Here is a 26889-nt window from a genome sequence, read left to right on the forward strand (position 1 = left end):
CCACCGCGCGGGGTGTCAGAGCGTTCGACGGATACCGGCCAGGTACTCGTAGGCTGTCAGTTGAGCAGCGAGTGGTCCTTCGATGGCATCTCTGGCAGGCCCCGTTCGCCCGACTGGCAGGACGGGGTGCCCGCGCACGTCCTCCAACAGCAGCGCCCAGGCCGTATGGATCGCAACGGCGGCAAGGAGGTACCCGAATTCGCCGGCCGTCTTGGTCAATGCCTCGGTGCCGGCCGCCGCCAGACCGGAGAAGAAGAAGCGTGGCACCGCCGTCACAAGGACGGCGAACAGCGCCGCCTTGGGGCGGGCCGCGGTGGCCATCATCGCGACGAACCCGGCGAGGGTGAAGAAGAAGACGGCCGATGCGGCAGATCTGCCCGGCATACCGAAAGGTCTTGTTGTGCCGCCTCCACGGGCGGGGGGTGAGGCCAGCCGTTGTGGGCTGCCTGCTCCGCCTGGGCTCGGATCCACCGCTCGCGCGGATCGCCGCCGCCCATGTCATCGCAGCCATTCATAGGGTCGAGCTCCGCCGTCAAGCGCCATTGAGTCTTCCCGGCCACCGTCGAGACCTGTGTTCCAGCCGCCTCGAAACGGCTGCGGATGCACCTGCGCGGGCACGTCAGTCCCTGCGCCCGCTCGTCAAGAAGGGCAGGTCGCAGCTGTCGAAATCGAGAGCGCTGGCAAGGCGTATCAGGTCGAGGATCTGGATCAGATCGTTCAGGCCGACGTGGCCGCCGATCGAGGCGTTGCGCGCCCAGTACTCCAGGTCCGCCGTGACCGCTGTGAGCGCCAGGCGACTGGCGTATTCCTCGGTCAGCTCATCTCCAGCGCTCATGTTTCTCGCTCCTTTGCGTTCACGCCATCTCGCTTGGACTTCGTTCTAGGACGGGTCGTCGTCGCTGAGTCGGGTCTCCCTGACGACGACCGCTTTACACCGGCGCTGAAAAGGATTCCCGATGCGCTTGAGTCACGGACGGTCCGCCGTTCGACGTAGTCGGCACAGCGCGCCTTGTCCTTACCCACCTCCGCTTCACCGCCTTGTGCCCAAAGATCGCATTGGTGGCGCCTCGGCCGCATCGTGGCCAGCGGGCTTTGGACACCCCTGCCAACAGGAAGGCTGCTGTTCCAGGTGGCGTGAGACGGGTGCCATCCCCGAAACGGTGATGTGCTCCGCTACCGGCCAGCGGGGGTCCGAGGCTGCAGTCAGCGTCACGCGACGACGGATGCTGGCCGTGATGCCGGGCGCCCAGCACGGCGGCACGCTGTCCGAAGGCGAAGTACCCCACAGCGGACGGGAGCACAGCCATGCGCCTTACCAGGTCTCCGGCATCTGACGGAGTGGTGCGGAGCTCGATACCTGCCCGATTGGACCGGCTTGCGTGGACGCCCTTTCACACCAGGCTGGTCGCGGCACTCGGGGTGGCGTGGGTGCTCGACGGTTTGGAGATCACGGTCGCCAGTTCCGTGGCTGGAGCCCTGACTCAGACGGACACGCTGCACATGAGCTCGACCGCGGTGGGTGCCGTCGCCGCTGTCTACCTCGTCGGACAGGTTGTCGGCGCACTGGTCTTCGGGCGGCTGTCCGATCGGCTGGGCCGGCGGAACCTCTTCATGGTGACGCTGGCGGTGTACCTGATCGGCAGTGGTCTCACCGCGCTGACGCTGGGCAGCGGCGCCGGATGGATCGCCTTTCTCTATGCCACCCGCTTCATCGCGGGTATGGGCATCGGCGGCGAGTACGCGGCGATCAACTCGGCAATCGACGAGATGATCCCCGCCCATTACCGGGGACGCGTCGACATCGCCGTCAACGGCACCTACTGGGCCGGCGCCATCCTCGGCACTCTCGGATCACTGCTGTTCCTGCAGGTGTTGGCGCCCTCTTTGGGCTGGCGACTCGGCTTCCTGATCGGGCCCGCACTCGCGGTTGTCATCCTGTTCGTCCGGCGCAACCTGCCGGAAAGCCCGCGTTGGCTGCTGATGCACGGCAGGGCAGCCGAAGCGGACCGGACCATGGCAGCCATCGAGGGCCAGGCACAAGCGACCGGTGCTCCACTCCCCCCGGTCGACGAGAGCAGAGCGATCGAGATCAGGCCGACGCCGCTCGCCGGCTACCTCACCCTCCTCAAGCTGATCTTCACTGGATACTGGCGACGAGGAGTGCTAGGCGCGACGCTGATGATCACTCAGTCGTTCCTCTATAACGCGATCTTCTTCACCTACACGCTGGTGCTGACCAAGTTCTACGACGTCAACCCGTCGGACGCACCGATCTACCTGATCGCGTTCGCGGTCGGGAATCTGGCCGGCCCACTCCTGATCGGCCGGCTGTTCGACACGATCGGCCGCAAACAAATGATCACCGGGACATACGTCCTCTCCGGCGTCCTGCTCGCGTTCACCGCATACCTGTTCGACCAGGGTCTGCTCAACGCGCTGACCCAGACGATCGCGTGGTGTGTCATCTTCTTCTTCGCATCATCCGGAGCCAGCGCCGCCTATCTCACCGTGAGCGAGATCTTTCCACTGGAGGTACGGGCCAAGGCCATCGCCGTCTTCTTTGCCATCGCTCAGTGTTTCGGCGCTGTCGGCCCGATCTTCTACGGCCACCTCATCGGCAACGGCGCCGACCCGTCCAAACTCTTCATCGGCTACCTGATCGGCGCCGGAGTCATGATCCTCGGTGGAGTCATCGAGCTGTTCCTCGGGGTCCCCGCAGAACGGATGCCGCTCGAAGCCGTGGCCCGGCCCTTGTCCTTGGTACCTGTCACCGCGGTACCCAGAGCGCCTGGTGCCACGGCGTTCTCACCAGACCAGCATCGCACGACGTGAAGCGGGGAATGGCGCCGCTGGAAAGCACGCAGCGGCCACACGCCATGGCCGTCGGCAGAAGCTCGGCCAGTCATGGAGGAATGATTAAGGCGACCGAATCGGCGGCAGGGCAGTCGTTTCTGCTCCAACGCGCGCAACCTGCCATCAGCGGCTTGATCTACGGCTCTCTGTCGACGCTTGCGCCGATCTTCGCCGTCGCGCTCGCCACGCACCAACCGCACTGTGCGGACGGGCCGGGCGGACGACTGCTCGATCGCGGCTATCCATCGGGCCAGTTCGACCCGGACGGGGTAACGCCGGGCAAGCCCGTGCGGCCCTGTCCGAGATCGACCTCCGGCCGCGGGCCAACTCCCGCTAGCCGGTATCAGACAATGGCGGGAGGCGGTACGCCAAAGATGCCGCTAGCCACGACGACACTCACCCGTCATCCGATCGACACTCACGACATGCCGCAGCAACGGGAGCAGAGGGACGACAGTTCCGGTCCGGGACACCACAGCGAGGTGAACGTCACGTGTTCCCACCAACCGCCGTGCCCACCGGTGGAACGCCCCGACCGGGCCGCTGCCCGGACCATTGCCCGACATCCGGAACAGGGCTGGAGCATGCTCTGCAACGGAATGATCGTCTTCGATGACACCCCCGAGAACCACCCGGACCACTGCGCGAACCCAACGCACCGCCCGTCCACGGCACCTGCACCCGTACCGGCCTGAAGCAGTGAGGCGATCGGTGGCCGCGTGGCGACTCGCGCTGCTGGCCGCAGTCACCCTCCTCGCTGTCCTCTCGCTGCGGGACAAGCTCCCCGCACCGGCATCGACCTGGGCGGCACTGCGCGGGACGAGCGGATGGTGGCTGACCGCCGCCGGCGTTCTGGAGGCGGCGTCGATGGCGGCATTCGCCGAACAACAGCGCCGGCTCCTTGCCGCCTTTGACGTGCGGATGTCCGTGACTCGCTCACAGGCACTCACGTACGCCCGATCCGCCATCTCGATCAGCCTTCCAGGTGGCTCGGCCGTCTCCGCCGGGTACGCCTTCCGCCAGTTCCGCGCCCGTGGAGCGAACCGTCCGGTGGCCGTCGCCGTGATGCTCCTGGCCGGCGTCGCCTCGTTCGTCGGCCTGGCGCTGCTGTACGCGGGCGACGCACTCGCGTCGGCCGTCTCGTCCGGCAGCCGCAATGCGGGGGCGATCGCAGCCTCTACCGTCGCCGGCCTTGCGGCGACCGTTGCAATGGCTGCACGCGGACACCACGATCCCGTCGCGGCGGCCCGGTCGTTCGACGACAGCACATTGCCCGCTGAAGCTTCGCTGCGCCACCCCATCCAGGCTCTGCGGCACGTTGGCACACTCGCTCGCGCCCTGACGTTCAGGCAATGGCTGGCTGTCACCGGCCTGGCGCTGCTCAACTGGCTCGCCGATCTCGCATGCCTGCTCGCCTCGATCCGCGCGGTCGGTGTGGCCGTGCCGGCGTTCGCGGTGGCGACCGCGTACGTCACCGTCCAGCTGGTCCGTCAGGTGCCGGTTACCCCTGGTGGCGTGGGCATCATAGAGGCCAGCCTCTTCGTCGGTCTGACCGCGGCCGGCGCCGGTTACGCCGCCGCGGCGGCCGCGATCATCATCTACCGGGTGCTATCGTGCTGGGCGGTTCTTCCTATCGGGCTTGGCTGCTGGATGGCTCTGGGCCGCGCCGGACACGTTCGCGCCTCTCGGGTTACCACCGCCTGGCGTCGGCGCGCCGCTCGTAGGCCGGAGCTGACCGTCGACTGAGGACCCCGTGTCACAGCGACACCCCGGGCCGCCAGCGCCGGGGCAGACGGCGTTCGAAGCCAGAGAAAGCTCGGGTTGTTCGTCACGTCGGCGTAGCCGACCGGTATACGATCGACTTTCACTTGCCGCACCGGCGTCGGGTGCTGGACCGGGTGCCGCAGTCGTGCTCTGGTGCTGACCGGAGTGCCGCGTTTCCTGGCGGCCGATAGCCGACTTGGCTGCTGGCCGCGAAGCCGTGTGCGCGACCGCGACATCAGCCACGGCGAGATGATCCGCACCGGCTACGAAAGCCGGGAAGATGTCCGTACGACGGCAACGGTGCGGACGCGGTGGCGGGCCGCTGGAGTGAATGCGGCCATGGCAGCGGTCGGACGCGCCGAGACTTCTTCTGATCTAGTAACCGTGGTTACGTGGTCCGCGTGACGGAGGTCGGCCAGTGGGTGCGGTTGGCGTATCGGATTCCTCGTGAGCCGTCGCGACCGCGGTTGCGGTGGCGGGCGCTGGAGTGGGTCGGCGTGGCCCGCCTCGGTGACGGTCTCGTCGCGTTGCCCGCCGACGCCCGCACTCGGGAGCAGTTGGAGTGGATGGCTGAGGATGGTTCTGACGGTCTCGGTTGGTTCTGGCACACATTCCTGAACTGCTGACCAGACGTGAGGCCGACGTGGGTCACACCCGGCTCCCGGCGCCGCGGAGCGTGTTCGATGAGCAGCCGAGACGGGCTCTCGGGCATCGAACGGACACCGCAAGTTGTTCAAGGCAGTCGTCATGCCGAGTCACGCTTCACGGAATGTGTGCCAGATCCTCTCGGTTGGCCCACCCAGACGGGACGAATTCCGGGATCGTCGCAACAGAGGCCGTCAGACGACCGGTTGGCAGGGTAGCAAGGCGCTGTTGCGGAGTTTTCCAGGCGAGGGATTTACGGGGTCTGCCATTGAGTTCAGCGGTCACTGCGCAGAGGTGGTCGGCGCTGTGGCGGTGAGGTCGGTGCCCTTGGGGAACTATTGGCGCAGTAGCCCGTTCGTGTTCTCGTTCGATCCACGTTGCCACGGTTTCGCGCGTTCGCAGAAGAACACCGGAATCTCGGGTCGCGGTGGTGAATCCCTTGTGGCTGCTCATTTCCACACCCTGATCCCACGTCAGCGACCTCGTCAAATGGGCCGGTAACGCAGACAGCGCGGCGATTAGGGCGTCGCGGACCTGAGCGGCGCCGTGTCCGTCCGGCAGGTGCAGCAGCAGGACGTAGCGGGTGGTGCGTTCCACGAGCGTGCCGATCGCGGACCTGTTGTGGCTTCCATGATGAGGTCTCCCTCCCCATGGCCGGCGATCATCCGGTCGATGGCGTCGAACAGCAGTTGATCGACCATGTCGGCCGGGTCGACGAACCGGTGGGTGCGCCGGGCCGGGCGGCGCCGGGGTCGTCGTCCGATGCGCCCCGAGCGAAGCGACAACGGCAGCTCCCGCCGCAGGTCAGCACGATGGGTGCGGTAGATCGCCTGGTAGATCGTTTCGGTGGCGGCTTGCATGTCGGGGCGGCCGGTGAACTCGACCGACAGCACGTTGCTGATCTGTTCGGGGCTCCATCGCCGATTCAGGCGCTCCTGTACGAACGCGAGCAGCCCGTCGTGGCGGGCGACTTTGCCGGTCTTCGGGCGTGGCCGGCGGTCGACGGCGCGCTGCTCGGCGGCGAACGGGCGGTAAGCGCCGCGACCCGGCTCACGGTTGCGCTTGATCTCCCGGCTGATCGTGGACGGGCCACGATCCAGCCAGCGGGCAATCGAACGAATCGACTCACCCACCGCGAACGCGTCTGCCACGGCGATCCGCTCGTCCTGGTGCAGATACCGCGGCGAAACTGCGACAGTAACTTCGTGATCGGCGGGTAGGCGCGCTTGTGTCCGGCTCGGTCGGTGGTCGTACCCCCGTAGAACCACCGGTTGCCGGTCTTGCGGTTGACGCCGACCATCTGGCACGCCGCCGAGTTGTTCATGCCTCGTTCACGAGCTCAAGGTAGAGATCACGTTGCGCCGTTAACGGGGCGAGCCCAGGCAGTTTTCGAAGACGACCAGACGGTGCCACAGCAACTCCCAAGATGATCAGGTGGTTGCGACGTTCCCTGGAACTCAAGCGGTCACGGCTGGCCCCACCCCGAGCGATCTCCCCTTCCGAGGTTCGTAACGTATCGTGAGGTGGATCTTGCCAAGGCGGGCTCGCTGCCTGACGGGTTGGCGTCTGGGCTTCGTGTTCCGGTTGCCGAGATCGTGGAAGGATCTGAACACGGGGCCCCCGGGGGTCGTGGTAAGGCAACCGATGGGGGGCGTACATGAAGATCGTCACGGTTGGTCGGGGTCGAATCGGCGGTGGGCTGGCCGGGATCTGGTCGAAGGGCGGGCACGAGGTCATCACGTTGGGGCGTCACGGCGGTGACGGATCGGCGGCCGACGTGGTCCTGGTCGCCGTGCCAGGCCAGGCAATCGCGGCGGCGTTGGCGACCGTGACCGGCATCGCCGGCAAGGTGACCATCGATGCCACCAACGCGTATGGGCAGCGTTCCGACCAGTTCGTGTCCCAGGCGCACGAGGTCAAGTCCATCATCGGTGGGCCGACCGCCAAGAGCTTCAACACCAACTGGGCGGTGCTCTACGACCAGATCGGTGAACAGCGGGTCCGGCCGGGAAACCTGTTTGCTGCCGACCCGGAGGCCCGGCAGGTCACCGAGCGGCTGATCGTCGACGCCGGCTTCGACCCGGTCTTCGTCGGAGATCTCGGGCACGCCCGCATGCTGGAGGACCACCTTCCGCTCATCCAAGCCGTCGCCTCCGCTGGATTCGGGCCTTTCTTCTATCGCATGGCCAGCCCCGGACAACTCTGATCAACATGAACATCCGGGTATCCCGACCGCGTGGCTAGGTGACCAGCTCGTCAGAACCTGATCTGCGCCTGCGTGGGCGAGGCGTGCGTACCCACCCGGCACCCACCGGGTCACTTACGGACTGTCACGTCGCTCGTCAGGCCCGTCGCCGCGCTCCGCCGGGCCGGTCCGGCGTGCCTTGTCGGGTCACGTCGGACCGGTTCGCTGCGCCGCTATTGGGTGAGGTAGCAGGATTTCGATACGCCGGGCAGCGGGTCGCTGCCGAACGCGGCTGTGGTGCACGCGGCTCTCCGCGGGCTACGTCTCACTGCGGTCGAAGGTCGAGCTCAGCGACGGAGGAGTGGTGGAGCAGAAGATCATTCGGGCGGCTAGGCATCGGTTGCGGTCCGCCCACCATGCGCCAGCAGCGGCTTGTGCGGGGATCGCCGTCCCGGCACGCTGGTGTTGTCGGGTGTCAATCACCTGGAGCGGGTTCGACTTCCAGCCGACACGACGAAAAACTGCGAAGGCCACCGGCATCCTCACCTATCGAACGGGTGGACCGGACAGTGATCGTCGATGTGGAAGCCGTGCCGGACCAACCGCACGGCGACCGGCGGATCTATTCGATCGGTGCGGCCCGGCTGTCCGCCGATGCGGCGTGGGCTGGCACCGACCACCGGTTGGAGGCCGATTTGTCTACCGAGCTGTCAGGAGATGGGCATGTATCACGGAGTTAACCTTCCGATCATTGGAGAGTTCGCAGACCCGGCCCTGCTCACGGAGCTTGCGGTGGAGGCCGAGCAAGCCGGCTGGGACGGCGTGTTCGTCTGGGACACGTTGCTTTTCGACGTCACGACGATGCCGCCGGTGCTCGACCCGTGGGCCGTGCTGGCGGTGGTGGCCAGCAGAACGACGCGGGTAAAGATCGGGCCGATGGTCGCGCAACTGGCGCGCCGTCACCCATGGGACGTCGCCCGGCAGGTAGTTACTTTGGACCGGCTGTCTCAGGGGCGTTTCATCCTCGGCGCCGCGTTGGGATATGCGGGTGAGGCCGACTTCGCGCATTTCGGCCTACCTTCGGATCCCCGGACAAGAGCGGGTCTTCTCGACGAGAGCCTGCAAGTCATCGCCGGCCTTTGCTCAGGGGCGGCCTTCGAGCATCACGGTCAGCACTTTACGATCGAGAGAACGGTCTTCCGGCCCGGCCCGGTCCAGAGCAAGGTTCCGGTGTGGATCGGTGGCTACTGGCCACGGAAGCGACCGATGCGCCGCGCCGCCCAGTGGCAAGGAGCGTTCCCGGCGCCACAGGTAGTTCCGACAGCCGATGGCTTTGCCGCGATCCCGTTCGCACCAAAGGACGTCCAGGAGGTCCGCCGCTACGTCGAACGACACAGGCCCAGCGGTGAGCCATTCGATCTCGTGATCAGTCACCAGTTGCCCCTCAATGAACCCGCCAAGGCCGCCTATGAGGTTGAGCAGTACGAACGAGTCGGGGTGACCTGGATCGTCCGCGATTGGCTGCCCTGGGAGATCGGTCCCGACGACGTGCGTGCCCAGATCCGCCGCGGACCAGTCGGATCCGTTTGAGAAAGAGCCGATTACCCCACGTGAACCCGTCAGGCCAGTGTGTGCCAGACCCTCGATGAACTGCGCTATGCGATCACATATACACGAGCACGGGTACGGCGGAAAGTGTCGCGGCCGGGTCGGGGCTGCGCCGCACCGCGCTGGTAGCCAGCCGCCGGAGGCGCATCGGATCTCCTTGAGATTGACAACTGCCTATCTGTGTAGTTTGTTGATGGTCTGGATACCGGGACGACGGACGTGTTCCGGCGGGATGCCGCGCCGCAGATGGCTCGGGTTGATGCCGTATGCCGCCATGAAGACGCGGTTGAACCCGCTGATGTCACCGAATCCACAGCCGTGCGCGATCGCGGCGGTGCTGCGTCGGGTCAGGCGCGGGTCGAGCAGGTCGTCTCGTGCCCGCTCCAGTCGCACGCCGCGCAGGTAGAGGGCGACGGTCTCGTGCTCCCCCTCGAACAGCTTGTGCAGGTAACGCGTCGAGATGTTCGCGGCCGCCGCGATCTCGTCCGGTTTCAGTGCCGGATCACGAAAGTGCGTCGCGATGTATCCCTTGATGCGGCCCAGCATGGTCCGACGCTGGGCGTCCGCATACTCCGCGTTGCTGGGCGTGGCGAGCAGTGAAATCGCGAGGTCGCTCGCCTGCGCCAGCACGCGTTCCGACTGCGCGTCGCGGATCTCGGATGCGTGTCGGGTGAGGTCCAGCACAAATCGCGCCACTACACCGGACAGACCGTCTCGCCCGGAGAGTCGCCGCGCGCTCATGGCGCGCCGTTCCGATTCGGTGAGCCTGACCGCCTCACGGGGGATCGAGAGGACGGCGACCGCCCAGGGTTCGCTGAAGGTCCAGGTGAACGGTCGCGAGTTCTCGTAGACGACGACGTCACCGGGCGTGACCTGCGCCAACCGGCCGTCCTGCTGCAGCGACGCGGCACCTCCGGTGAGGACCGCGATCTGGAAGTACATGGCATCCGCTTGGCGAATCTGACGCGGTGTGCGCCTGTGCACGTGAGGGGTGGCTTCCAGCTCGGCGAACAGGAGCCGGCCGCGCCGCGTTCCTGTCAGACGGGCGGCAGGATCTCGGTAGTCGGCCCACCCCTCGAGCTGGACGGGGGCGAAGGTGTCGGCGAGCACTTGGTGCCAGAAGCCTTCGCGATCGGAGCGGTCGACCGTCTTGGTGTTGACAACGGTATCTGCATCCCCGCTCCTTGCCGATGCAGCACAAGTACAGCACCGGCGGTCGAACCCGTCAACGCCCGGCCGCGAGGGTGCACTCGCGTCCGTACCGTGTGCACCCCCGTCCGCGAATCGCAGCGTCGGCACGCGGACGCTGGCGCTGACCAGGTCGTCAGTGCGCGGACGTCGCACTTTCTGTGACAGGAGATCACCATGAGCGGTCCTACGGTCGTACTGGTGCACGGCGGCTTCGTCGACGGATCGGGGTGGCGGGGGGTGTATGACGCGCTCTCCGCCGAGGGCTATCGGACGATCGTCGTCCAGAACCCCACGCTTTCTCTCGCGGGCGATGTCGCTGCAACCCGCTGGGTGCTCGACAACCTCGACGGTCCCGTCGTCCTGGTCGGCCACTCCTACGGCGGGGCCGTCATCAGCGAAGCCGGAACGCACCCGGCGGTCGCCGCCCTCGTCTACATCGCCGCGTTCGCGCCGGATGCCGGGGAGTCTGTCAACACGCTGATCGCCGACCCTGCGCCCGGAGCTCCAGTCCCGCCGATCCTGCCGCCGCGAGAGGGATTCCTGCTGCTCGACGAGTCTAAGTTCCACGGATCCTTCGCCGCCGATCTGACCCCGGAAGACGGGCGGTTCCTCGCCGCCGCACAGGTGCCATGGGGCGTCGACGCGCTCGCCGGGGCGATCACCGAGCCGGCGTGGCGCTCGAAGCCGAGCTGGTATCTCGTCGCGACCGACGACCGGATGATCCCACCACCCGCACAGCGCGCGATGGCGGAACGGGCAGGCGCAACAACCAGCGAAGCACCTGGCAGCCACGCGATCTACGTCTCGCGGCCGACCACCGCCGCCGACGTCATCCGCCTCGCCGCCAAGGCCATCACGACCTGAACCCGGCCGCGATTCACAGAGGCCCCGGCGTCACGACACCAGGGCCACCTCCTACGAGCCTGAACGGAGAAGCAGCTGCCACCTACCCAAGCCGGTGCCGAAGTGGCCCAAGCACCAATTGAGTGCTCCCCGGCCGCCAGGTCCGCTGTGGCGCGAACCAGCCGCCGGGCTCGGGCTACTCGTGGCGCTATCCCAGGGTTCAGCGTCGAGCCGCAGGCACGCGAATGAAGGTCGGCTAGTCCCAACGCCGTTCAGTTAGGGCTGAGCCGTGGTGGTCAAGGTCCGGGGCTGATGATGTCGATGCTGGTGGCGGCGGGGTAGCTTCGTCGTCGATGTTGGGGCCGCGGGCTTGGTATTTGCTGTTCGAGCGTTTGATCATGCGGGTTTTGGTGCGGAGACGGCGTTCGGGTAGCAGGTTGGCCAGGACGTGCAAGCCGATGACGCCGACCAGGTCGATGATCGTGTCGGTGATGACACCGGCGGCGTGCACGATCTGGTCGCGGGCGGCGTGCAGGGCGGTGGTGAAGCTGGCCCGGTCGGGATCGAGGCCGGGCTGGCTGTCGGTGGCGTCGACCATGGCGGTGCGCAAGATCTGATAGGTGATCAGCAGGGCATGGATTTCCTGGTCGATGCCTTCAGGGGTGCGCGATCGCAGGACCCGGCCACCGAGGATGCTGGATTTCAGTTCGAGGTAGGCGGTTTCGATCTCCCACCGCTGGTGGTAGAGCCGGATCAGCTCTGCGGCGGGATGGGTGGCCGGGTCGAGCAGGGTGGTCAGGAGTCGGTAGTGGCCGGTGCGGCGGCCTGCGGTGGTGGTGATGGCGATCTGCGCGTCGATCACCCGGATCGGCCGGCCGGCGATCACTGATTGCCAGGACCCGTCCCGGTGGCGGCGCAGCGCGGGCAGGTTGCGGCTGCTTTTACAGCGGATGAGCAGATCCGCCCCGGTCGCGGTCAGCGTGGCCAGCAGGCCGGCGGCGGCGTAGTTACGGTCGGCCAGCAGCAGCATTCCCGGCCGCAGACTGCGGGCCAGGGACCGGGCCTGGTCGAGTTCCCCCACGCTGACCGGGCCGGCCACGGCGTCGAGCACCGACCGGGTTCCGCAGGTCAGCAATGCACTTAACCGCATCTGCGGATAGCCGGACCCACCGTTGTTGCCGCGCTGTTTGCGGTAGCGGCGGCCGTTGGCTGCCGAATCCGCGACGGTGAGGAACGTGCCGTCGAGCACGGTCAGCAGCAACCCCCGCCACCGCACTTGGGTGGCGGTGGTCGCGGCAGGCCCGCGCAGCAGATCGAACAAGGCCCGCATCGGAGCCGGTCCGAGTCGCTGCCGCGCTTGCCGTAACGCGCTGCCGCTCGGCGAGACCAGCGCCAGAGCGGACAAGCCCGCGGTCAGCCGATCCCAGACCTGCCGGTATCCCAGCTCAGCGAACAGACAGGACGCGAGCAACAGATAGACCACGATCCGGGCGGGCAGCAGCCGCACCCGGCGTTGCACAGCCCCGGTCGAGGCCAGGACATCATCGACCATCTCGAACGGCACCAGCCGGGTCAGCTCACCGAGATGCCCCGGCGCGAACACCCCCGCAGCTACCCTCACCGTCCGAGTTATGGCAATCTGATCGGCCAGCGGAGCTCCAGGTTCAAGGGCGTCTTAGAGTGACCACCCTCTATACCGGAGCTCCGCTGCTTTACGTCTTAGACACGCCTTGACACCCCACACCACCGCCTAACTGAACGGCGTTGCGGCTAGTCCAGCGGATCCCGGGGGCCGCTTCACGGCGCCGACAACGTTCGAGGACGACGGAGGGCTCACCGGTTCGGTGGAGTAACAAGGTGACTACGCAGCTGTAGCCGACCAGGTCGTGGCGACATACATTGCTGTGGTGTCGCATGCCGTACGCCCGAACACATGGGTGGGCCGCAGGGCCGAGCTCGCGATCTTCGGCTCCGCCGTCGACCTGCTGGCGGACGGTCGTGGCTCGGTGGTGTGGGTGGAGGGCGAACCGGGGATCGGCAAGTCTTCCCTGGTTGCCATGGGCACGGAGGCCGCCGACGACAGCGGCGGCTTCGAGGTGCTGTGGGGCACCGCCGACCATCTGTCCCAGCGACTTCCCCTACAAGCGATGCTCGACTGCCTCGGGGTCCGGGCGCACTCCCCGGATGCCCGGCGCTCGCGCATCGCACAGCTGATGCGCGACCGCCGGACCGGCATGTTGGCCCTGGACGATGTGGTCTCCGGCACCGCCGAACAGCTCGTCGCTCTCGTGGACGAGCTCTGTGCCGAGGCACCGACCGTCATCGTCCTGGACGACCTGCACTGGGCCGATGACGCGTCGATCATGGTCTGGCATCGCCTGGCGCTCACGGTGGACCAGCTCCCCCTGCTGCTGGTCGGAGCGTGCCGGCGGGCTCCACGCCGGGACAACCTGCGGGAGCTGCGACGCGCCGTCCAGCGCCGCGGTGGGACAGTGATCAGGCTCGATCCGCTCGACCCGCCCGACGTCACCGCGCTGGTCACAGGGATGACCGGTGCGCCGCCCGGGCCGGGGCTGACCCGCCTGGCGGCACAGGCCATGGGCAATCCGCTGTACCTTGCCGAACTCATCGACGCGCTGCGCCGCGACCTGGACGGCGCCGTGATTCCATTGGACACCGAGCCCTCTGCCGACCTGCTGGAACGTGTCCCGGCGTCGTTCGCGGCGGCGTTGGGCGACCGGCTGAACCTGGTTCCGGACGACACCACGGAGATGCTCAACGCGGCAGCTCTGCTCGGCGGTGAGTTCGCCGTCACCGACCTCGTGGCGCTGCTTCACCGACCGGCCTCCGACCTGTCCGCGGGAGTGCAGGACGCGCTGGCGGCGGGCCTGCTCGTCGGCGTCGGAGCACGGCTGGTGTTCCGGCACCCGCTGATCCGGCAGGCCCTCTACGAGGCCATGCCCGTCGCTTTGCGGCAAGCCCTGCACAGTGAGGCCGCGCAGGCGCTGGAGGCCACGGGCGCGGAGCAACTCCGGGTGGCGCAACAACTGCTCCTGGCCGCGCGGCCAGGTGACGGCTGGGCCCGCTCCTGGTTGGCCGAGGCGGCGCCGACCTTGGCGGCGACCGCCCCCGACGTCACCGCCGAGCTGCTGCAACGGGAAGCCGATCATGCCAGGGTCGACGACGGCAACCGGGATGCGCTCGCGATCGCCCTCGCCCGGGTGCTGCTCGGGATGGGCCGTCACGACGACGCGGCGGCCGCGGCCCGCCTTGCCCTCGGCACTGCCGTCCACCCGGACCACCGGGCCGAGATGAACTGGGTGCTGGCCCGGGCGCTGTTCTGCCTGGGTCACAACGACGCGGCGTGCGAGACGGTGGAACGGGCACTCATCCAGCACAATCTGCCCCACCGGTGGCACGCCCGGTTACTGGGTTCCCTGGCGATGTTCCAACGCGCAGGCCTCGGTGACCTCGACGCCGCCCGGATCAGCGCCGAGAATGCGCAGGCCGTAGCCGAGCAGGCCGACGACCCTTTCGCCACCGCCTACGCGCTGACCGGTCTCTGGTTGCACCACTCGGTGCGGCGCGACCACGCGCGCGCCCTGCACTGCCTGGACCGGGCGCTGAACGTCCTCGGCGTCGACCGCGACAACGCGGACCTCCGGGCGTTCGCGTTGGACGGACGCGTCTTCACCCTGCAGAACCTCGACCGCTGGGCCGAGGCCGAGCAGACCATGCGACACGGATACGTCCTCGGGCGACGGGTGGAGCACGCCGGCGCCGCGGCGTCGAACCTGACGTCGGCCGTCCTGTTCTACTGGCTTGGCCGATGGGACGACGCGTTGGTCGAGCTGACCGCGTCCGACCAGGACGCGGGCGACGTGACGTACGCCGGCCTCCGCGAACGCGGGCCGATCCTGCTGCACCATGGCGTCGCGGCGGTCATAGCGGGCCGCCGCGACGAGCGGCTCACCGCCGAGGAACACCTTCGCAAAGGCTCCGACATGCCGATCCTGACGATCGGCGACCGGGAGAACCGGGACTTCCTGCTGGCCGCCAGGGCATTGGCGTTCGAACAGGCCGGCAGCCTCCCAGCAGCGGTGGACGCGCTGTCGCCGCTTCTGTCCCGGCGCCCCGCCGAGATGACATTGACCCACCAGTGGCTCCCGATGCTGGCCCGGCTGGCGATCGCCGCAGGCGATTCCGCAGCTTGTCTCGCCGCCGTACGGACCTGCCGGGCGGAGGCCGATGCGGAGAGCACACCGGCGCGGGCGGCCGTGGCGGCGCTGCGCTGCGACGGACTGTACAACCGTGATCCGGCGCTGCTGCGGGTGGCGGTTGAGCACTACCGGACAATCGGCCCGGCAGCCGAGCTGCCGAGCAGTCTGGAGGACCTTGCCGCGGTGCTCGCCGACTACGGATCCACGGCCCTGGCAAAAGGCGTCCTGGACGAGGCTATAGACCTCTACGGCGACCTGGGCGCCAAGTGGGACATCCGGCGCGCGGAGCACCGGCTGCGCAGCTACGGCGTACGGCGCGGTGTACGGGGGCCGCGGCCGCAACGCGCTCGCCACGGATGGCCGGCACTCACCCAGACCGAGCTGAAGGTCGCCGCTTTGGTCGCCGAGGGCCTCTCGACGCCGGTGATCGCCCAACAGCTCTTCCTATCCCGCAGGACGGTGCAGACGCACGTCTCCCACATCCTGACCAAGCTCGGCGTGCGCTCCCGGGTCGACATCACCCGGGAGGTCCTGCGCCGCACATCGCCGTCGTGACACGCTGCCATCCACGCGCTCGAGTGATCCGTTCCGCGCTGGCCATCGGTAGGACGAAGACACCTGGTCGAATCCGCTGGCCGCCGCGGCGGGCGAAATCATCCGCCCATCTGACGCCTACGCAGACGAACGCTGCTGGGCGAGGGCCTTGCGCAGCGGCGCCGGAAGGGCGAATCGCTGGGTCTCGCGGGCGACCGTTACCTCGCGGACGTCGCCGTAGCCTTGTCCGGCGAGCCAGTCGAGCAGGGCGGCGACCTGGTCGGCGGGCGCGGAGGCGCCAGCCGTCACGCCCACGGTGGACGCGGCGGCCAGCCAGCGTGGATCGACGTCCTCCGGCCCGTCCACCAGATATGCCGCTGCTGACCCGTACTCCCGAGCGACCCGCACCAGCATCGCCGAATTGTGCGAATGGGCCGAACCCACGACGAGGATGACATCGGCCTGCCCGGCGATTTCCCGGACGGCGTTCTGCCGGTTCTCTGCGGCGTAGCAGATGTCGTCGCTCGGCGGATCAGTCAGCTGCGGTAGCTGGCGGCGTAGCTGACGCACGGCGGATCCGGTCTCACCGAAGGAGAGGGTCGTCTGCGAGAGCCAGGCGACCCGGGCAGGGTCGCGTACGTCGACGTCGGCGACCGCCGCGGATGGATCGACGATCTGGATGCTGCCCGCGGCGACGCCCAGCGTGCCGATGGTCTCGTCGTGGCCCGGCTGGCCGACAAGCAGGACGTCGTAGCCGGCGTCCCGCAGGCGCCGGGCTTCCCGATGCACCTTCGTGACCAGCGGACACGTCGCGTCGATGACCGTCAAGTCCCGCCGCGCCGCCTCCTCGTACTCGGTCGGCGCCACCCCATGCGCCGAAAAGATCACGACCGCTCCCGACGGCACGTCGGCCGTCTCCGCGACGAAGATGGCACCCAGGTCGCTGAGCCTCGCCACGACCGTGAGGTTGTGGACGATATGCCGCCGCACGTACACGGGACGCCCGTGAACCTCCAGGGCGCGCTCGACGATCGTCACCGCCCGTTCGACGCCGGCGCAGAAGCCGCGCGGAGCGGCGAGCAGGACTTGGTGAACGGTGCTCTCGCTCACGGCTTCGCCTCCCTGTCAGGGTCAGCTCACCGTGCCGGTCCGCGGCCGTGCAGACATCCGCCAAATGACAGTCGTCGTGCTGGATAGCGCCACAACGGTCTCGACGTCGGGTCGGACAGCTCGCCCTGGATCGCCGGTGACCCCACTGCGGGTTGCCTTGCGCGAGGTGTTGTACCAGGCCAGCAGCGTCGCTGGGGTGCCGATCCGGTGAGCCCGGACCGTCGAGGGCATCACCCGGCCGGGCCGGGGCAGGATCGCCCGGTCCGGACATCTGGGGCCGGCTATTCAGCTGCCGCCGAGCACTGCCACCTCATGACGCAGTATGAGGACCTCCGCCAGCACAGCCGTGACACTTCGGACCAGCCGCCCCAGAGCGCCGACCAGCCGGATCATCATCGGGTACAGCAATCGAACCGGCCCTGGCCGACAGTTGGCCGCGCCGGTGCGCCATCAGGTCGGCGACGGCGAGCCCCAGCGCCAGCAGCATGAACCCGGACGCCCACAGCAGGGTGTCGCGCACCGCGGCGTGATAGCCGTCGCCGGCCCTCCCGAGCAGGTGGTAGAAGATCGTGGCCAACACGGCTGTCCCGATCGCCGAACCGATGCGCTGCGCCGTCTGCAGCGCGCCGCCGGCGACACCGGCCATGTCGACCGGCACGCCCTGCAGTGTCAGCGTCATGTTAGGCGAGGTGACCATGCCACCGCCGAGGCCCGCCAACAGCAACGGCAGCGCGACCATCCAGATCGGCGTGGAGCCGCTGGACACCCCAAGCAGCGCCGCCGTCACCACCAGCCCCGCGACGGTGAAGGCCAGTCCACACACCGTCAGCCAGCGCCCCAGGCGGGGCACCAGCCGCCCGGCGATCACCGCGGAGACCGCCACCCCGATCGCGAACGGGGTCACGGCCAGGCCCGAGCGCAGCGGCGAATAGCCGAGACCGTGCTGGAAGAACATCGCCAGCACCAGCCAGATGCCGGTGAAACCGAGGAAATACACCAGCCCGATCGCCGCTCCCGGGGCATAGCCGGGAACGTGGACCAGCTTCGGATCGAGCAGCGGCTGCCGCCCGCGCCGCGCGGTGCGCGCCTCCCACCGAACGAAGCCGGCAAGGAGCAGGACAGCCAATCCGAACAGCCACGCCAGTCCGCCCAGTCCGCCGTCGTCGGCCGCGACGAGGGGCAGCAGAAGGCTGAGAATGCCCGCGCCGAGCAGCAGCGCGCCGGTCACGTCCAGGTGGGCGCGGGCCGGCCGGCGACCGGCGGCCGCCGGCACGAATCGCCGGGCCAGCAGTAAGGCGGCCAGGCCGATCGGCACGTTGATGAAGAACACCCACCGCCAATCCGCCGGGCCGGGAACGGCGGTCAGGATGAGTCCACCGGCCACCGGCCCCGCCGCAGTGGCCAGCCCCACGGTGGCGCCGAGAATACCGAAGGCACGGCCGCGCTCCGGGCCTTCGAACAGCTCCTGGATCAGACCCGAATTCTGCGGTACGAGCATGCCGCCGGCGATGCCCTGCAGGAGCCGGGCCGCGATCAGCAGACCCATCGTCGGCGCCATGCCGGTCAGCGCGCTGGTCACCACGAACGCCGACAGCGCGATCAGGAACATCCGACGTCGGCCGAGGCTGTCGCCGAGGCGCCCGGCGGGCACCAGGGCCAGCCCGAACGTCAACGCGTAGCCGGAGACCACCCACTGCACGGTGCCGGCCGAGGCGTCGAGCCCACGCTCGATGGAGGGCAGGGCGACATTGACGATGCTCACGTCGAGCAACGCCATGAACGCTGCAGCCTGGCTGATTCCCAACGCCCGCCAGCGCCCCGGGTAGCCGGTCGCGCGGGTCGCAGCGAGCGCTGCCGTCACCTCGGTGCCTCCACCGTCGCCGGACCGGCGGGCAATCCCCCGGCGGACGACCACGTGCGGGCCTGAATCCGCTTGCGGCGTACCAGCAGGATCAGGAGGCCCACTACGGCGTCGAGTCCCATCAGTACCCAGGTCAGCACGGTGGACAGGTGCACCTGCGCCTGGGTCACGTCGGGCAGGTCGCCCACCCGAACAAGAGTCCACTGTGCCGAGCCGCCGGTCAGCACCAGGGTCAGCCAGACCGCCATGCCGGCCGCGGCATCCCAGAGGGCGTGCAGCACGGACACGACCAGATACCAACCCACCAGCGAGACGCGCAGCCGGGGCCGGCGGCGCCTGGCGTGGGCGGCGGTGGCGAACAGAGCACCGCCCAGGATCGCGGTCCACAGGCCGTGGCCGACCGGTGCCAACACGCCGCGCAGCGCTTCCGTCTCCACCACATTGAGCAGCGACAACCCGTCGGAGGTGAACATGGCGGTGAAGGCGTAGCCGGCACTCTCCAGCGCCGCGAAGCCGAATCCCACGGCCGCGCCCAGCACCATCCCGTCCCGTACGGTGTAACGGGGCAGCCGGCGGGCGAGGCACCAGAGCGCCGCCAGCTTGACCGCCTCCTCGATCAACCCGACGCCGAGGTAGCCCAGCCCGGACGCGTGGGGCAGTATCGCGGACTCCAGGACCGAGGCGCCCAACACCCCCAGCACGCCGCCACAGACGAAAGCGACGAAAATGCGCTGAGCGGTCAGCACCCCATCGGTACGGCCGAAGGCGTGCACCACAAAGGTGACCGGAACCAGGAAGCTGCCCAGCAGGATGACCGTCGGGACGAGGTTTACGTTGCCGGTGATGAAGCTGGTGACCACGGTCGCGATCCACAACACGCCACCGCCGAGCAGAATCCGTACCCAGCTGACCGGCCCCCGTCGCTCCGCAGCGCGCGGACCCTGCCTCGTCTCCATCAGCTGTGTCATGCCTTCAGACTGGCAAAGTCCCTCGCTTCCGGCGTCGCTGCCAGCGGCCGTCGTGCATACCGGCTAGCGGTAAATCACGCCGCTGGTCGCACCAGGTCGCAGACCGCGGTCGCAGACAGCTGAACCTTCGAGAGGAAACCGGCGGCCGGGCTGGCGGCGATGAGCTCGGCGAAGTCCTCTTCTTGATGCGTGGAGATCAATACCAGCCGGCCTCGCAACTCCGGGTAACGGTTCACGAGCAGCCGGGCCAGATCGAATCCGCTCTCCGTACCGAGGTTGATGTCGATCAGCACCACGTCCGGCCGCGCCGCCTCGACCTTCTCGAAGGCCTCCGTCGTCGTCCGCGCGGTTCCCACCACCACCAGCCCATCATGTTCGAGGCTGGCGGTGGCGACGGCCAGGAACCGTTCGTTGTCGTCGACGATGAAGCAGCGCAGTACCACGCCATGAGCATGGCACTCGGCTCGATCGTTGCGCACTACAGGTAGCCGGAATCACGAGGTCAGCAACGTGACCTCGGTCGGCAGGACCAGACCTTCAGCCGCGAGCCCGCGGAGCAGCCGGCGCAGCTGGGGCCGGTCGTATCTGCCCCAGGACGGCCGAGCCGGGCACGGCACATCGAGAGCGCGGGCCGCCTGGATGGCGCAATCGGTTATCGCGGCCTCCAGGACAGCCAAGCGCTGAGCGTGGTTGAGCGACCGACTCGGTCGGGAGAACATGTCGTGTTGCCACAGCAGCCGTCGCAGGTCCACGGCGATCCGCTCGATCGGCGGATTGGTGGGTTGCGGAGTCCGGGCCGCACGACGGTCCCCGGCGGCTCGCCACGCGGCCGCCAGCCTCCGGCGAACGTGGACGACCGATGCGCGCAACGCCATCATCCCCAACACCAGCAGCAGGCCGTGACCGATCACTACCACGCCGTCGGGCGCGGATCGGCCGAAGGTCACCACAGCGAGTGCCCCGCCGCCGATCACCACGGCGAACAGGACGAGCATTCGTCGGCGCCAGGTACCTTTCGGCTGCATCTTCACGGCTGTTCCTCCCGCTGTCCTCGAGACCTCGACTCACGGTCCCTCCGGGAGCTGCTTTGGTCTGCACCACCAGCGGCCAAATCGAGTACCTACCAGCCGGAGTTCCGCTGCTCCTGCCAGCACTCCACCAGGAGTGCCACTGACCGCAATGACACACCGGATGGGCCGCGAGAACCTGGATGCAGTTGCGGGTGGCCATCAGACTCCGTCCGCAACCTGCGACGGTGAGGAGCGAGATGAACACCACCGGCCTCAAGACGGCTTCCCTCGGCGGGACTGGCATGGAGATCACACGCATCGGATTCGGCGCCTGGGCGATCGGTGGCGGCGGATGTGAATTCGGCTTCACCATCATCGAGACCGGAGCATGACGGTGCCGACCAACGGGATTCCTCGGATCGGCTTCATCGGTCTCGGTCACATGGGCGGCGCGATGGCGACCAGATTCCTACAGGCCGGATACCCGGTATACGGGATGAGCCGCTCCCGTGAGCAGGCGCTCACCCTGGTGTCGGAGGGGCTGCGCTGGCGCGACACCGCCCGCGCGGTCGCCGATGCCGCCGAGGTCGTGTTCACCTCCATTCCCGACGACGAGGCGCTGGAGGCGGTGGCATCCGGAGCGGATGGTGTTCTGGCTGGGCTCAGGCCGGGAACGATCTGGGTCGACATGAGCACGGTGAGCCCGCGCGCGAGCCAGGTGTTGGCCACGCGGGTTGCGGCGCGCGAAGCTTCCCTGCTGGACGCGCCGGTGTCGGGCAGCGTTCCGCAGGTTCGCGCCGGGACCCTGACGATCATGGTGGGCGGCGATGAGCACGTCTACCGCGGCGTGGAGCCGCTCCTGCGGGAACTGGGCACCCCGACGCACGTGGGCGCCAACGGGCACGGTCTGGCGCTGAAGCTGGCCATCAACATCAACCTCGCCGTCCAGATGCTCGCCCTCGCCGAGGGACTGCTGCTCGCCGACCGATCCGGGCTGGACCGCAAGGTCGCCCTCCAGGTGATGACCGACAGCCCGATCGGTTCGCCGATGCTCAAGGCCCGGGCCCCGCTCGTGCTCCACCTCCCCGAGGAAGCGTGGTTCGACGTCGGGCTGATGCACAAGGACATCGAGCTCGCCCTGGCCGCGGGAGGACAGCTGAAGATCCCGTTGCCCACCGCGAGCCGCGCCGATGAGATCCTCGAAGTCGCGGGCCGCCTCGGCTATGAGCGGCGGGACATCGCCTCCCTCTTCGCCGTCCTGAAGCAGATGGCGGACGGCAACTCTGCCGGCTGAGGCATTGTGGCGTCAGCGACGCACGGCGGCCTGGTCAGTCAGCCGGGGTCGGTGGGGAGGCGCACCCGGATGACCGTGCCGTGTCCAGCGGGACTGCTGACATCGATCGATCCACCGAGCGCCTCGACCCGGTCGCGCAGCCCGGCCAGGCCGGAACCCCGCTGGGGTGACGCCCCGCCGACACCGTCATCGGACATGCGCAGGTGCAGCGTTCCGTCCTGCTCTTCGACCACTACCTCGGCGTGCGATGCGTCGGCGTGCTTCGTGGTGTTGGCGAGTGCCTCGGACACAACGTAGTAGGCCGCCACCTCAACCGAGGGGGGATACCGCGAGTCGGCTTCGACGGTCAGTTGGACGGGGACGGTCGAACGACGACCGAGGGTGCGCAGTGCCGGGCGGAGGCCGCCCTCGGAGAGGATCGCCGGGTGGATGCCTCGCGACATCTCGCGCAGCCCGTCCAGTACCGCGGTCAGCTCGTCGGCGGCCTGACCGATGCCGTCGCGCAGCGCCGGCAGATCAGCGGGCACTGTGCCCTGCGCGAGGCGCAGTTCGAGCGCCAGCGAGACGAGCCGTTGCTGGGCCCCGTCATGGAGGTCCCGTTCGATCCGCCGCCGGGTCTCATCCGCGGTGGCGACGATGCGCGCACGTGACTGTGTCAGCTTGGTGTGCGCCTCGGCGTTCGCAATCGCCGTCGCGATGAGTTCGGTGAAGTCGGCCATCCGCTGCTCGGTGTCCGCGGGAAGCCGTCCGCTACGCGACGCGACGTTGATCGCTCCCCAGAGACGGCCCTCGACCGCGACCGGAACGTCCACCGTGGAGCAGATGCCTTCCGCAGCCACGTCCTCCGGCAGTGTCACATCCTCGCCGGTGCGGGCGGCGTGGCCCGTTTCCCGCACCGTCGCCAGAGCGTGGCCGGGCGGCGGCTTGAACCGCGAGCCCGGCTGCTGCGGCGACAACCACCCGCTGCCCCCCAGAAACGTGGCCTCTTCACCTGCCTCGAACCGGACGAGCGCGGTGGCGTCCGCAGCGAAAAGCGCGCCCACCTCCTCGGCCACCGTGGCGAACACCAGATCGGGCGCCACGCCCCGGGCGACCAACGTCGCCACATGCCGCAAAGCTGCCTGCTCATCGGCCATCCGGCGCAGCTCCGCCCGCGCCTCGGCGTTCTCCACGGCGGTCGCGACGAGCTCGGTGAAGCTGGCGATCTGTGACTCCGTGTTCGAGGCGAAGGATTGCTCATTCTTGGTCGACGCGGCGATCACCCCCCACAGGCGCCCGGCCACGATGATCGGACAGCCGACCGACGAGCGGATGCCTATTCCGCGAGCCTCCTGCGCGATCGCGCCCGTCGCCCCCGTGAAACTCTCCAGCCGGACCGGACCTTCCGTCTGCTGCACGTCGCGGGCAACGCTCAGTCCGTCGAGTTCGAACCGGGTGCCGATGACCAACTGATCCGGCACTCTGCTCCACGAGGCGACGCCGGTCACCGTCCCGTCCGGCTCGTAGCGCTCCATACGGGCCAGATCGGCGCCGGAGAGCACGCCGACCTCCCGGGTGACCGCCTCGAACACTGTCGACGGCGCATCCGACTGCGCAACCAGGGTGGCGACCCGGCGCAACGCCGACTGCTGCTCGGTCAGCCGGCTCGCCACCACCGCCGCTCGCCGTGACCGAGCCGCAAGCTCCCCGACGACCACGGCCGTCACCAGGAACACCGCGAGAGCCGCGACGTTCGGCGTTCCGGCCCCCCAGATCGAGCCCGGTGGCAGGAACAGGACCGCAAAGCCGGCGATGCTCAGAACCGATGTCAGCGCCGCGAGCCGTGCTCCCCAGAAGACCGCCACGGGCAGGACCGCGAACAGGTAAAGCACCAGAAGGTTCAGCACGGGAACGTGCGGCTGGAGCAGCGCGACGACGCCGGTCACCGCAGCGACCGCCGCCACACTTGCCGCCAGGCCGGACAGCCTGGGCGGGAGGCTCAGCCGGCGCCGTGCCATCTCATCGCGTCCACCAGCAAACGCTAGCGGAAGAACGATGCGCTCGGCAGTCCGCGTTGATTTGTCAGGTCGGCGCCGGCCGGCGTGCGCGGCTCGCGGACTCCGCCGTAGTTCACGGCGCCGGTCGCTACGACGACGGAGAGGGCCAGGATGCCGACCAATGCCGTCATCCGTCTCCCCGCCGTACGCTGCGTCGTCACGGCCACCGGCCGGATCGTGGCACGCCCGTTCGCGGCCCGTATACCCAAAGACCCGATGACCGCCAGCAGGAACACGGGAGTCGCACCGACGATGAAGAAGTCGGCCACGTTGTAATACCGGTCACCCAGGTGAATGAAGTCGACCGCGCCACGCACACTGCCCGGGGCCGTCCAGTAGTGCGTCCCCAAACGGTCGAGCAGATTGCTGATCCACCCGCCGGCCATCATTGCGCCCGGAGCCAGGACGTGAACCGGGCGCCGGCGGCGCACCAGGACGGACACGGCGATGGTCAACAAACCGAAATCCAACAGGTCGAGCACGGCGCCGATGGCTGGATCCGCGTACCAGCCGCTGACCGTCTCCCCGACAAGCTGGTTGCCGCCGCTGTTGATGATCGCGGCAGGGGCGTGCCGCCAGCCCCACCACTTCGTCGACTGATCAAGTATGACGACGGCGGTCAGCAGCGTGAGCACCGTCGATCGCTGCCCAAGTCTCTCCTTCAGCTGGACCGCCGGGACAGCCGCGGTCGTCGTGCCGTGGTTGGTCATTCGTCTCCCCAGTCCGGCCTGCCGGCGACACCCGTCCCAGCCAAGGGTGGTGTCCGGACGGGTCCCGGCCATCACGGCCAGCGGCCGTCCCGCCTTCCGGCTGACTGGAACCCGTGACCCGGCGAGCACCGGAATTCCGGCCAGCGGGAAGACGAGATGGACACTGGCCACGAGGTCGCCCCCAAGCCCGGAGCGCCACCCTTGCCCGGGGCGGCGCACACGCCGCCGCGAGTAGGCGCGACGGAGGGTGACATGACAAGGTTCGGACGCACACCGCACCAACCGGCCCTGCCGGGCAAGCCGTCGGACGCCGCGGCCGGGCATGGGCCGTTGCCCCGGCTGCTGATCGGGCTCACCGTTGTCACCGGGCTGGTCGACGCGTTCAGCTACCTGACTCTCGGCCACGTCTTCGTCGCCAACATGACCGGCAACATCGTGTTCTTCGGCTTCGCCATGGCCGGCGCCGGGCAGATATCAGCGGTCGCGAGTCTCTTCGCGATCGTCGCGTTCGCGGCCGGCGCGGCGCTCGGCGGCCGGCTCGGCCGAGAACCGCGGCCACACCGCGGCTTCCTGCTCGCGGTCGCCTGCTCGCTCCAAGCCGTACTCGTGCTCGCGTCGGCCGTCGTGGTGGCCGTCGCGGGCACCGGACTGACGGTGACCCGGCTGTTCCTGGTGGTGCTGCTCGCGTTGGCCATGGGTGGTCAGAACGCGGTCGTGCGCCGGCTCGGCGTGCCCGACCTGACGACCACGGTCCTGACCATGACGGTCACCGGCCTGGTCGCGGACGCCTCCCCCACACCGGTACGAGTCCGCCGGGTGCTCTCGGTCCTGGCCATGATGCTAGGCGCCCTGATCGGCGGTGTGCTGCTGCGACTGGTGACGACCTCGGCGCCGCTGTGGCTGGCCGCGGCCCTGCTGCTGGTCGGCGCCGCGACCGCGTACGGCAGCGCCCGCTCGCCCGGGTCCGAAGTCTGGCGATAGCGAACGGTCCGGACTGCCGGCCGCCGCGAAATCACGGCTAGCTGCAATGCGGGTCCGCACAACGCTCCGCAACTCTGGACAGGTCAGCACAGAGCGAAGGGAGCTGTCATGGCAGAAATCGACGGCCGGAAGACACCCGCGACGGTCGCGGTGATCGGCGCCGGGATCATGGGTTCGGCGATGACCCGGAACCTGGTCGCCGCGGGCCTGAACACCCGGGTATGGGATCGGTCGACGGCTGCGACCGGTCCCCTCGCGGACGCCGGCGCGGTGGTCGCCTCGTCCGCAAGGGACGCGATCCGGGGCGCTGCGGTGGTGATCACGATGCTGCCCACGGCCGACGCTTTGGATTCGGTGATCTTCGACGACGGGGTGATCGGCGCATTCGCGGAGGGATGTGTGTGGGCGCAAATGGGCACGATCGGCGTCGAGGCGACCCTGCGGACGAGGGACCGGCTGGCCGGGCAGCGGCCCGGGGTCATGTTCGTGGACGCCCCGGTGTCGGGGAGCAAAGGACCGGCGGAGCAGGGTCGTCTGCTGATCCTGGCGTCGGGACCCACCGCGGCGGCCGACCGGACGCGCCCGGTCTTCGACGTCCTCGGGCGTCGGACCGTGTGGCTCGGTGAGGCCGGCAAGGGCAGCCAGATGAAGCTGGTCGTCAACGCCTACATGTCCATCCTCATCGAGGGGGTTGCCGAGACCATGGAACTCGCCGATCGACTCCACATCGGTCACCAGCAACTGGCCGAGGTCATCGAGGGCGGACCACTCGACGCGCCGATCGCCGATGCCAAACTCCAGAAGATGGACCGGAACGACTTCGGCGCCGAGTTCCCGCTCGAATGGGCGCTCAAAGACGTCGATCTTGCGATCAGCGCCGCGCCCGGCGATGCCCCGCCGCTCCTCGCCGCGCTCTCCAGCCAGTGGCACGCCGCCGTGGCCGCGGGTCACGGCCGCCAGGACATCAGCGCCGCCCGGCTGGCACTGGGCGACACGAGCCACCGCGCCTAGGCCCTGTTCAAATTCACCTCCGGGGAACCAGCCACGCGACCGAATTTGAAACAGGACCTAGCACT

Annotated in this window: 22 protein-coding genes and 1 pseudogene; 11 read left to right on the forward strand and 12 right to left on the reverse strand. The window is 68.6% G+C overall.

Annotated features, from left to right (window positions below):
- Positions 1–15: 15 nt before the first annotated feature.
- Together ACZ6TI_RS42565 and ACZ6TI_RS42570 are read right to left on the reverse strand one after the other, a co-directional pair.
- Positions 16–384 carry a hypothetical protein gene (locus ACZ6TI_RS42565; RefSeq protein WP_465350971.1) on the reverse strand — a complete coding sequence of 123 codons (369 nt, stop codon included), beginning with the start codon at positions 382–384 and terminating at the stop codon, positions 16–18.
- 235 nt (positions 385–619) lie between these two features.
- Positions 620–835, reverse strand: coding sequence for a hypothetical protein (locus tag ACZ6TI_RS42570; protein ID WP_465350972.1), 216 nt, complete (start codon positions 833–835; stop codon positions 620–622).
- A 593-nt stretch (positions 836–1428) separates the two neighbouring features.
- On the opposite strand from ACZ6TI_RS42570, the gene ACZ6TI_RS42575 reads away from it, so the two are divergent.
- The 3 genes from ACZ6TI_RS42575 (at position 1429) to ACZ6TI_RS42585 (ending at position 4599) form a co-directional block, all read left to right on the forward strand.
- Positions 1429–2832, forward strand: coding sequence for an MFS transporter (locus ACZ6TI_RS42575; RefSeq protein WP_465350973.1), 1404 nt, complete (start codon positions 1429–1431; stop codon positions 2830–2832).
- A 446-nt stretch (positions 2833–3278) separates the two neighbouring features.
- Positions 3279–3548, forward strand: a complete 270-nt coding sequence (locus ACZ6TI_RS42580; RefSeq protein ID WP_465351024.1) for a DUF5999 family protein — start codon at positions 3279–3281, stop codon at positions 3546–3548.
- A gap of 16 nt (positions 3549–3564) precedes the next feature.
- A complete protein-coding gene (locus tag ACZ6TI_RS42585) occupies positions 3565–4599 on the forward strand; it encodes a lysylphosphatidylglycerol synthase transmembrane domain-containing protein (RefSeq protein WP_465350974.1) in 1035 nt (344 codons plus the stop codon).
- A gap of 867 nt (positions 4600–5466) precedes the next feature.
- Here the strand turns inward: ACZ6TI_RS42585 and ACZ6TI_RS42590 are convergent.
- A pseudogene (locus tag ACZ6TI_RS42590) lies at positions 5467–6586 on the reverse strand (IS30 family transposase); the annotation flags it as partial.
- A gap of 333 nt (positions 6587–6919) precedes the next feature.
- Here ACZ6TI_RS42590 and ACZ6TI_RS42595 point away from each other — a divergent pair.
- On the forward strand, positions 6920–7468 hold the full coding sequence (locus ACZ6TI_RS42595; protein WP_465350975.1) for an NADPH-dependent F420 reductase: 549 nt from the start codon (positions 6920–6922) through the stop codon (positions 7466–7468).
- 702 nt (positions 7469–8170) lie between these two features.
- Positions 8171–9037, forward strand: coding sequence for an LLM class flavin-dependent oxidoreductase (locus tag ACZ6TI_RS42600; protein WP_465350976.1), 867 nt, complete (start codon positions 8171–8173; stop codon positions 9035–9037).
- Positions 9038–9229: 192 nt separating this feature from the next.
- Here ACZ6TI_RS42600 and ACZ6TI_RS42605 read toward each other — a convergent pair whose 3' ends face one another.
- Positions 9230–10165 (reverse strand): AraC-like ligand-binding domain-containing protein, encoded by a 936-nt coding sequence (locus tag ACZ6TI_RS42605; RefSeq protein ID WP_465350977.1) that lies wholly within the window; start codon positions 10163–10165, stop codon positions 9230–9232.
- A 255-nt stretch (positions 10166–10420) separates the two neighbouring features.
- On the opposite strand from ACZ6TI_RS42605, the gene ACZ6TI_RS42610 reads away from it, so the two are divergent.
- Positions 10421–11110, forward strand: coding sequence for an alpha/beta fold hydrolase (locus tag ACZ6TI_RS42610; protein WP_465350978.1), 690 nt, complete (start codon positions 10421–10423; stop codon positions 11108–11110).
- Between the two features lie 235 nt (positions 11111–11345).
- On the opposite strand, the gene ACZ6TI_RS42615 is transcribed toward ACZ6TI_RS42610, so the two are convergent.
- A complete protein-coding gene (locus ACZ6TI_RS42615; protein WP_465350979.1) occupies positions 11346–12710 on the reverse strand; it encodes an IS4 family transposase in 1365 nt (454 codons plus the stop codon).
- Positions 12711–12996: 286 nt separating this feature from the next.
- Here ACZ6TI_RS42615 and ACZ6TI_RS42620 point away from each other — a divergent pair, with 286 nt between their 5' ends.
- Positions 12997–15864 (forward strand): ATP-binding protein, encoded by a 2868-nt coding sequence (locus ACZ6TI_RS42620; RefSeq protein WP_465350980.1) that lies wholly within the window; start codon positions 12997–12999, stop codon positions 15862–15864.
- Between the two features lie 117 nt (positions 15865–15981).
- Here the strand turns inward: ACZ6TI_RS42620 and ispH are convergent, their stop codons facing one another.
- The 5 genes from ispH to ACZ6TI_RS42645 all read right to left on the reverse strand — a co-directional run bounded on the left by ispH (position 15982) and on the right by ACZ6TI_RS42645 (position 20777).
- Positions 15982–16953 carry a 4-hydroxy-3-methylbut-2-enyl diphosphate reductase gene (gene ispH, locus ACZ6TI_RS42625; RefSeq protein WP_465350981.1) on the reverse strand — a complete coding sequence of 324 codons (972 nt, stop codon included), beginning with the start codon at positions 16951–16953 and terminating at the stop codon, positions 15982–15984.
- A gap of 310 nt (positions 16954–17263) precedes the next feature.
- On the reverse strand, positions 17264–18850 hold the full coding sequence (locus ACZ6TI_RS42630; RefSeq protein ID WP_465351025.1) for an MFS transporter: 1587 nt from the start codon (positions 18848–18850) through the stop codon (positions 17264–17266).
- A complete protein-coding gene (locus ACZ6TI_RS42635; protein ID WP_465350982.1) occupies positions 18811–19782 on the reverse strand; it encodes a PrsW family intramembrane metalloprotease in 972 nt (323 codons plus the stop codon). Before ACZ6TI_RS42635 ends, ACZ6TI_RS42630 begins: the two co-directional genes overlap by 40 nt.
- Before the next feature lie 74 nt (positions 19783–19856).
- Entirely contained in the window at positions 19857–20225 is a 369-nt protein-coding gene (locus tag ACZ6TI_RS42640; RefSeq protein WP_465350983.1) for a response regulator transcription factor, read from the reverse strand.
- 51 nt (positions 20226–20276) lie between these two features.
- Entirely contained in the window at positions 20277–20777 is a 501-nt protein-coding gene (locus ACZ6TI_RS42645; RefSeq protein ID WP_465350984.1) for a hypothetical protein, read from the reverse strand.
- Between the two features lie 272 nt (positions 20778–21049).
- Between ACZ6TI_RS42645 and ACZ6TI_RS42650 the strand changes: the two genes are divergently transcribed.
- Positions 21050–21184, forward strand: coding sequence for a hypothetical protein (locus ACZ6TI_RS42650; RefSeq protein WP_465350985.1), 135 nt, complete (start codon positions 21050–21052; stop codon positions 21182–21184).
- The gene (locus ACZ6TI_RS42655) at positions 21181–22086 is read left to right on the forward strand and encodes an NAD(P)-dependent oxidoreductase (protein WP_465350986.1); all 906 of its coding nucleotides are present in this window, start codon (positions 21181–21183) and stop codon (positions 22084–22086) included. The genes ACZ6TI_RS42650 and ACZ6TI_RS42655 overlap by 4 nt, the downstream gene beginning before the upstream one ends.
- A 38-nt stretch (positions 22087–22124) precedes the next feature.
- Here the strand turns inward: ACZ6TI_RS42655 and ACZ6TI_RS42660 are convergent, their stop codons facing one another.
- Both ACZ6TI_RS42660 and ACZ6TI_RS42665 read right to left on the reverse strand, forming a co-directional pair.
- Positions 22125–24083 (reverse strand): GAF domain-containing protein, encoded by a 1959-nt coding sequence (locus ACZ6TI_RS42660; protein ID WP_465350987.1) that lies wholly within the window; start codon positions 24081–24083, stop codon positions 22125–22127.
- A gap of 23 nt (positions 24084–24106) precedes the next feature.
- Positions 24107–24757 (reverse strand): signal peptidase II, encoded by a 651-nt coding sequence (locus ACZ6TI_RS42665; protein ID WP_465350988.1) that lies wholly within the window; start codon positions 24755–24757, stop codon positions 24107–24109.
- 327 nt (positions 24758–25084) lie between these two features.
- Here ACZ6TI_RS42665 and ACZ6TI_RS42670 point away from each other — a divergent pair, with 327 nt between their 5' ends.
- Positions 25085–25813, forward strand: a complete 729-nt coding sequence (locus ACZ6TI_RS42670) for a YoaK family protein (protein WP_465350989.1) — start codon at positions 25085–25087, stop codon at positions 25811–25813.
- Positions 25814–25921: 108 nt separating this feature from the next.
- A complete protein-coding gene (locus tag ACZ6TI_RS42675) occupies positions 25922–26824 on the forward strand; it encodes an NAD(P)-dependent oxidoreductase (RefSeq protein ID WP_465350990.1) in 903 nt (300 codons plus the stop codon).
- The last annotated feature ends 65 nt before the right edge of the window (positions 26825–26889 follow it).

Source organism: Actinoplanes sp. NPDC051388 (assembly GCF_055586225.1).

Excerpts from the sequence above, each read along its gene's own strand:
- ACZ6TI_RS42670 (WP_465350989.1), top strand. The coding sequence starts at position 25,085 with ATGACAAGGTTCGGACGCACACCGCACCAACCGGCCCTGCCGGGCAAG.
- ACZ6TI_RS42580 (WP_465351024.1), top strand. The coding sequence starts at position 3,279 with ATGCCGCAGCAACGGGAGCAGAGGGACGACAGTTCCGGTCCGGGACAC.
- ACZ6TI_RS42610 (WP_465350978.1), top strand. The coding sequence starts at position 10,421 with ATGAGCGGTCCTACGGTCGTACTGGTGCACGGCGGCTTCGTCGACGGA.
- ACZ6TI_RS42655 (WP_465350986.1), top strand. The coding sequence starts at position 21,181 with ATGACGGTGCCGACCAACGGGATTCCTCGGATCGGCTTCATCGGTCTC.
- ACZ6TI_RS42675 (WP_465350990.1), top strand. The coding sequence starts at position 25,922 with ATGGCAGAAATCGACGGCCGGAAGACACCCGCGACGGTCGCGGTGATC.
- ACZ6TI_RS42565 (WP_465350971.1), bottom strand. The coding sequence starts at position 384 with ATGCCGGGCAGATCTGCCGCATCGGCCGTCTTCTTCTTCACCCTCGCC.
- ACZ6TI_RS42570 (WP_465350972.1), bottom strand. The coding sequence starts at position 835 with ATGAGCGCTGGAGATGAGCTGACCGAGGAATACGCCAGTCGCCTGGCG.
- ACZ6TI_RS42645 (WP_465350984.1), bottom strand. The coding sequence starts at position 20,777 with ATGCTCGTCCTGTTCGCCGTGGTGATCGGCGGCGGGGCACTCGCTGTG.
- ACZ6TI_RS42650 (WP_465350985.1), top strand. The coding sequence starts at position 21,050 with ATGAACACCACCGGCCTCAAGACGGCTTCCCTCGGCGGGACTGGCATG.
- ACZ6TI_RS42595 (WP_465350975.1), top strand. The coding sequence starts at position 6,920 with ATGAAGATCGTCACGGTTGGTCGGGGTCGAATCGGCGGTGGGCTGGCC.
- ACZ6TI_RS42600 (WP_465350976.1), top strand. The coding sequence starts at position 8,171 with ATGTATCACGGAGTTAACCTTCCGATCATTGGAGAGTTCGCAGACCCG.
- ACZ6TI_RS42660 (WP_465350987.1), bottom strand. The coding sequence starts at position 24,083 with ATGGCACGGCGCCGGCTGAGCCTCCCGCCCAGGCTGTCCGGCCTGGCG.
- ACZ6TI_RS42635 (WP_465350982.1), bottom strand. The coding sequence starts at position 19,782 with ATGACACAGCTGATGGAGACGAGGCAGGGTCCGCGCGCTGCGGAGCGA.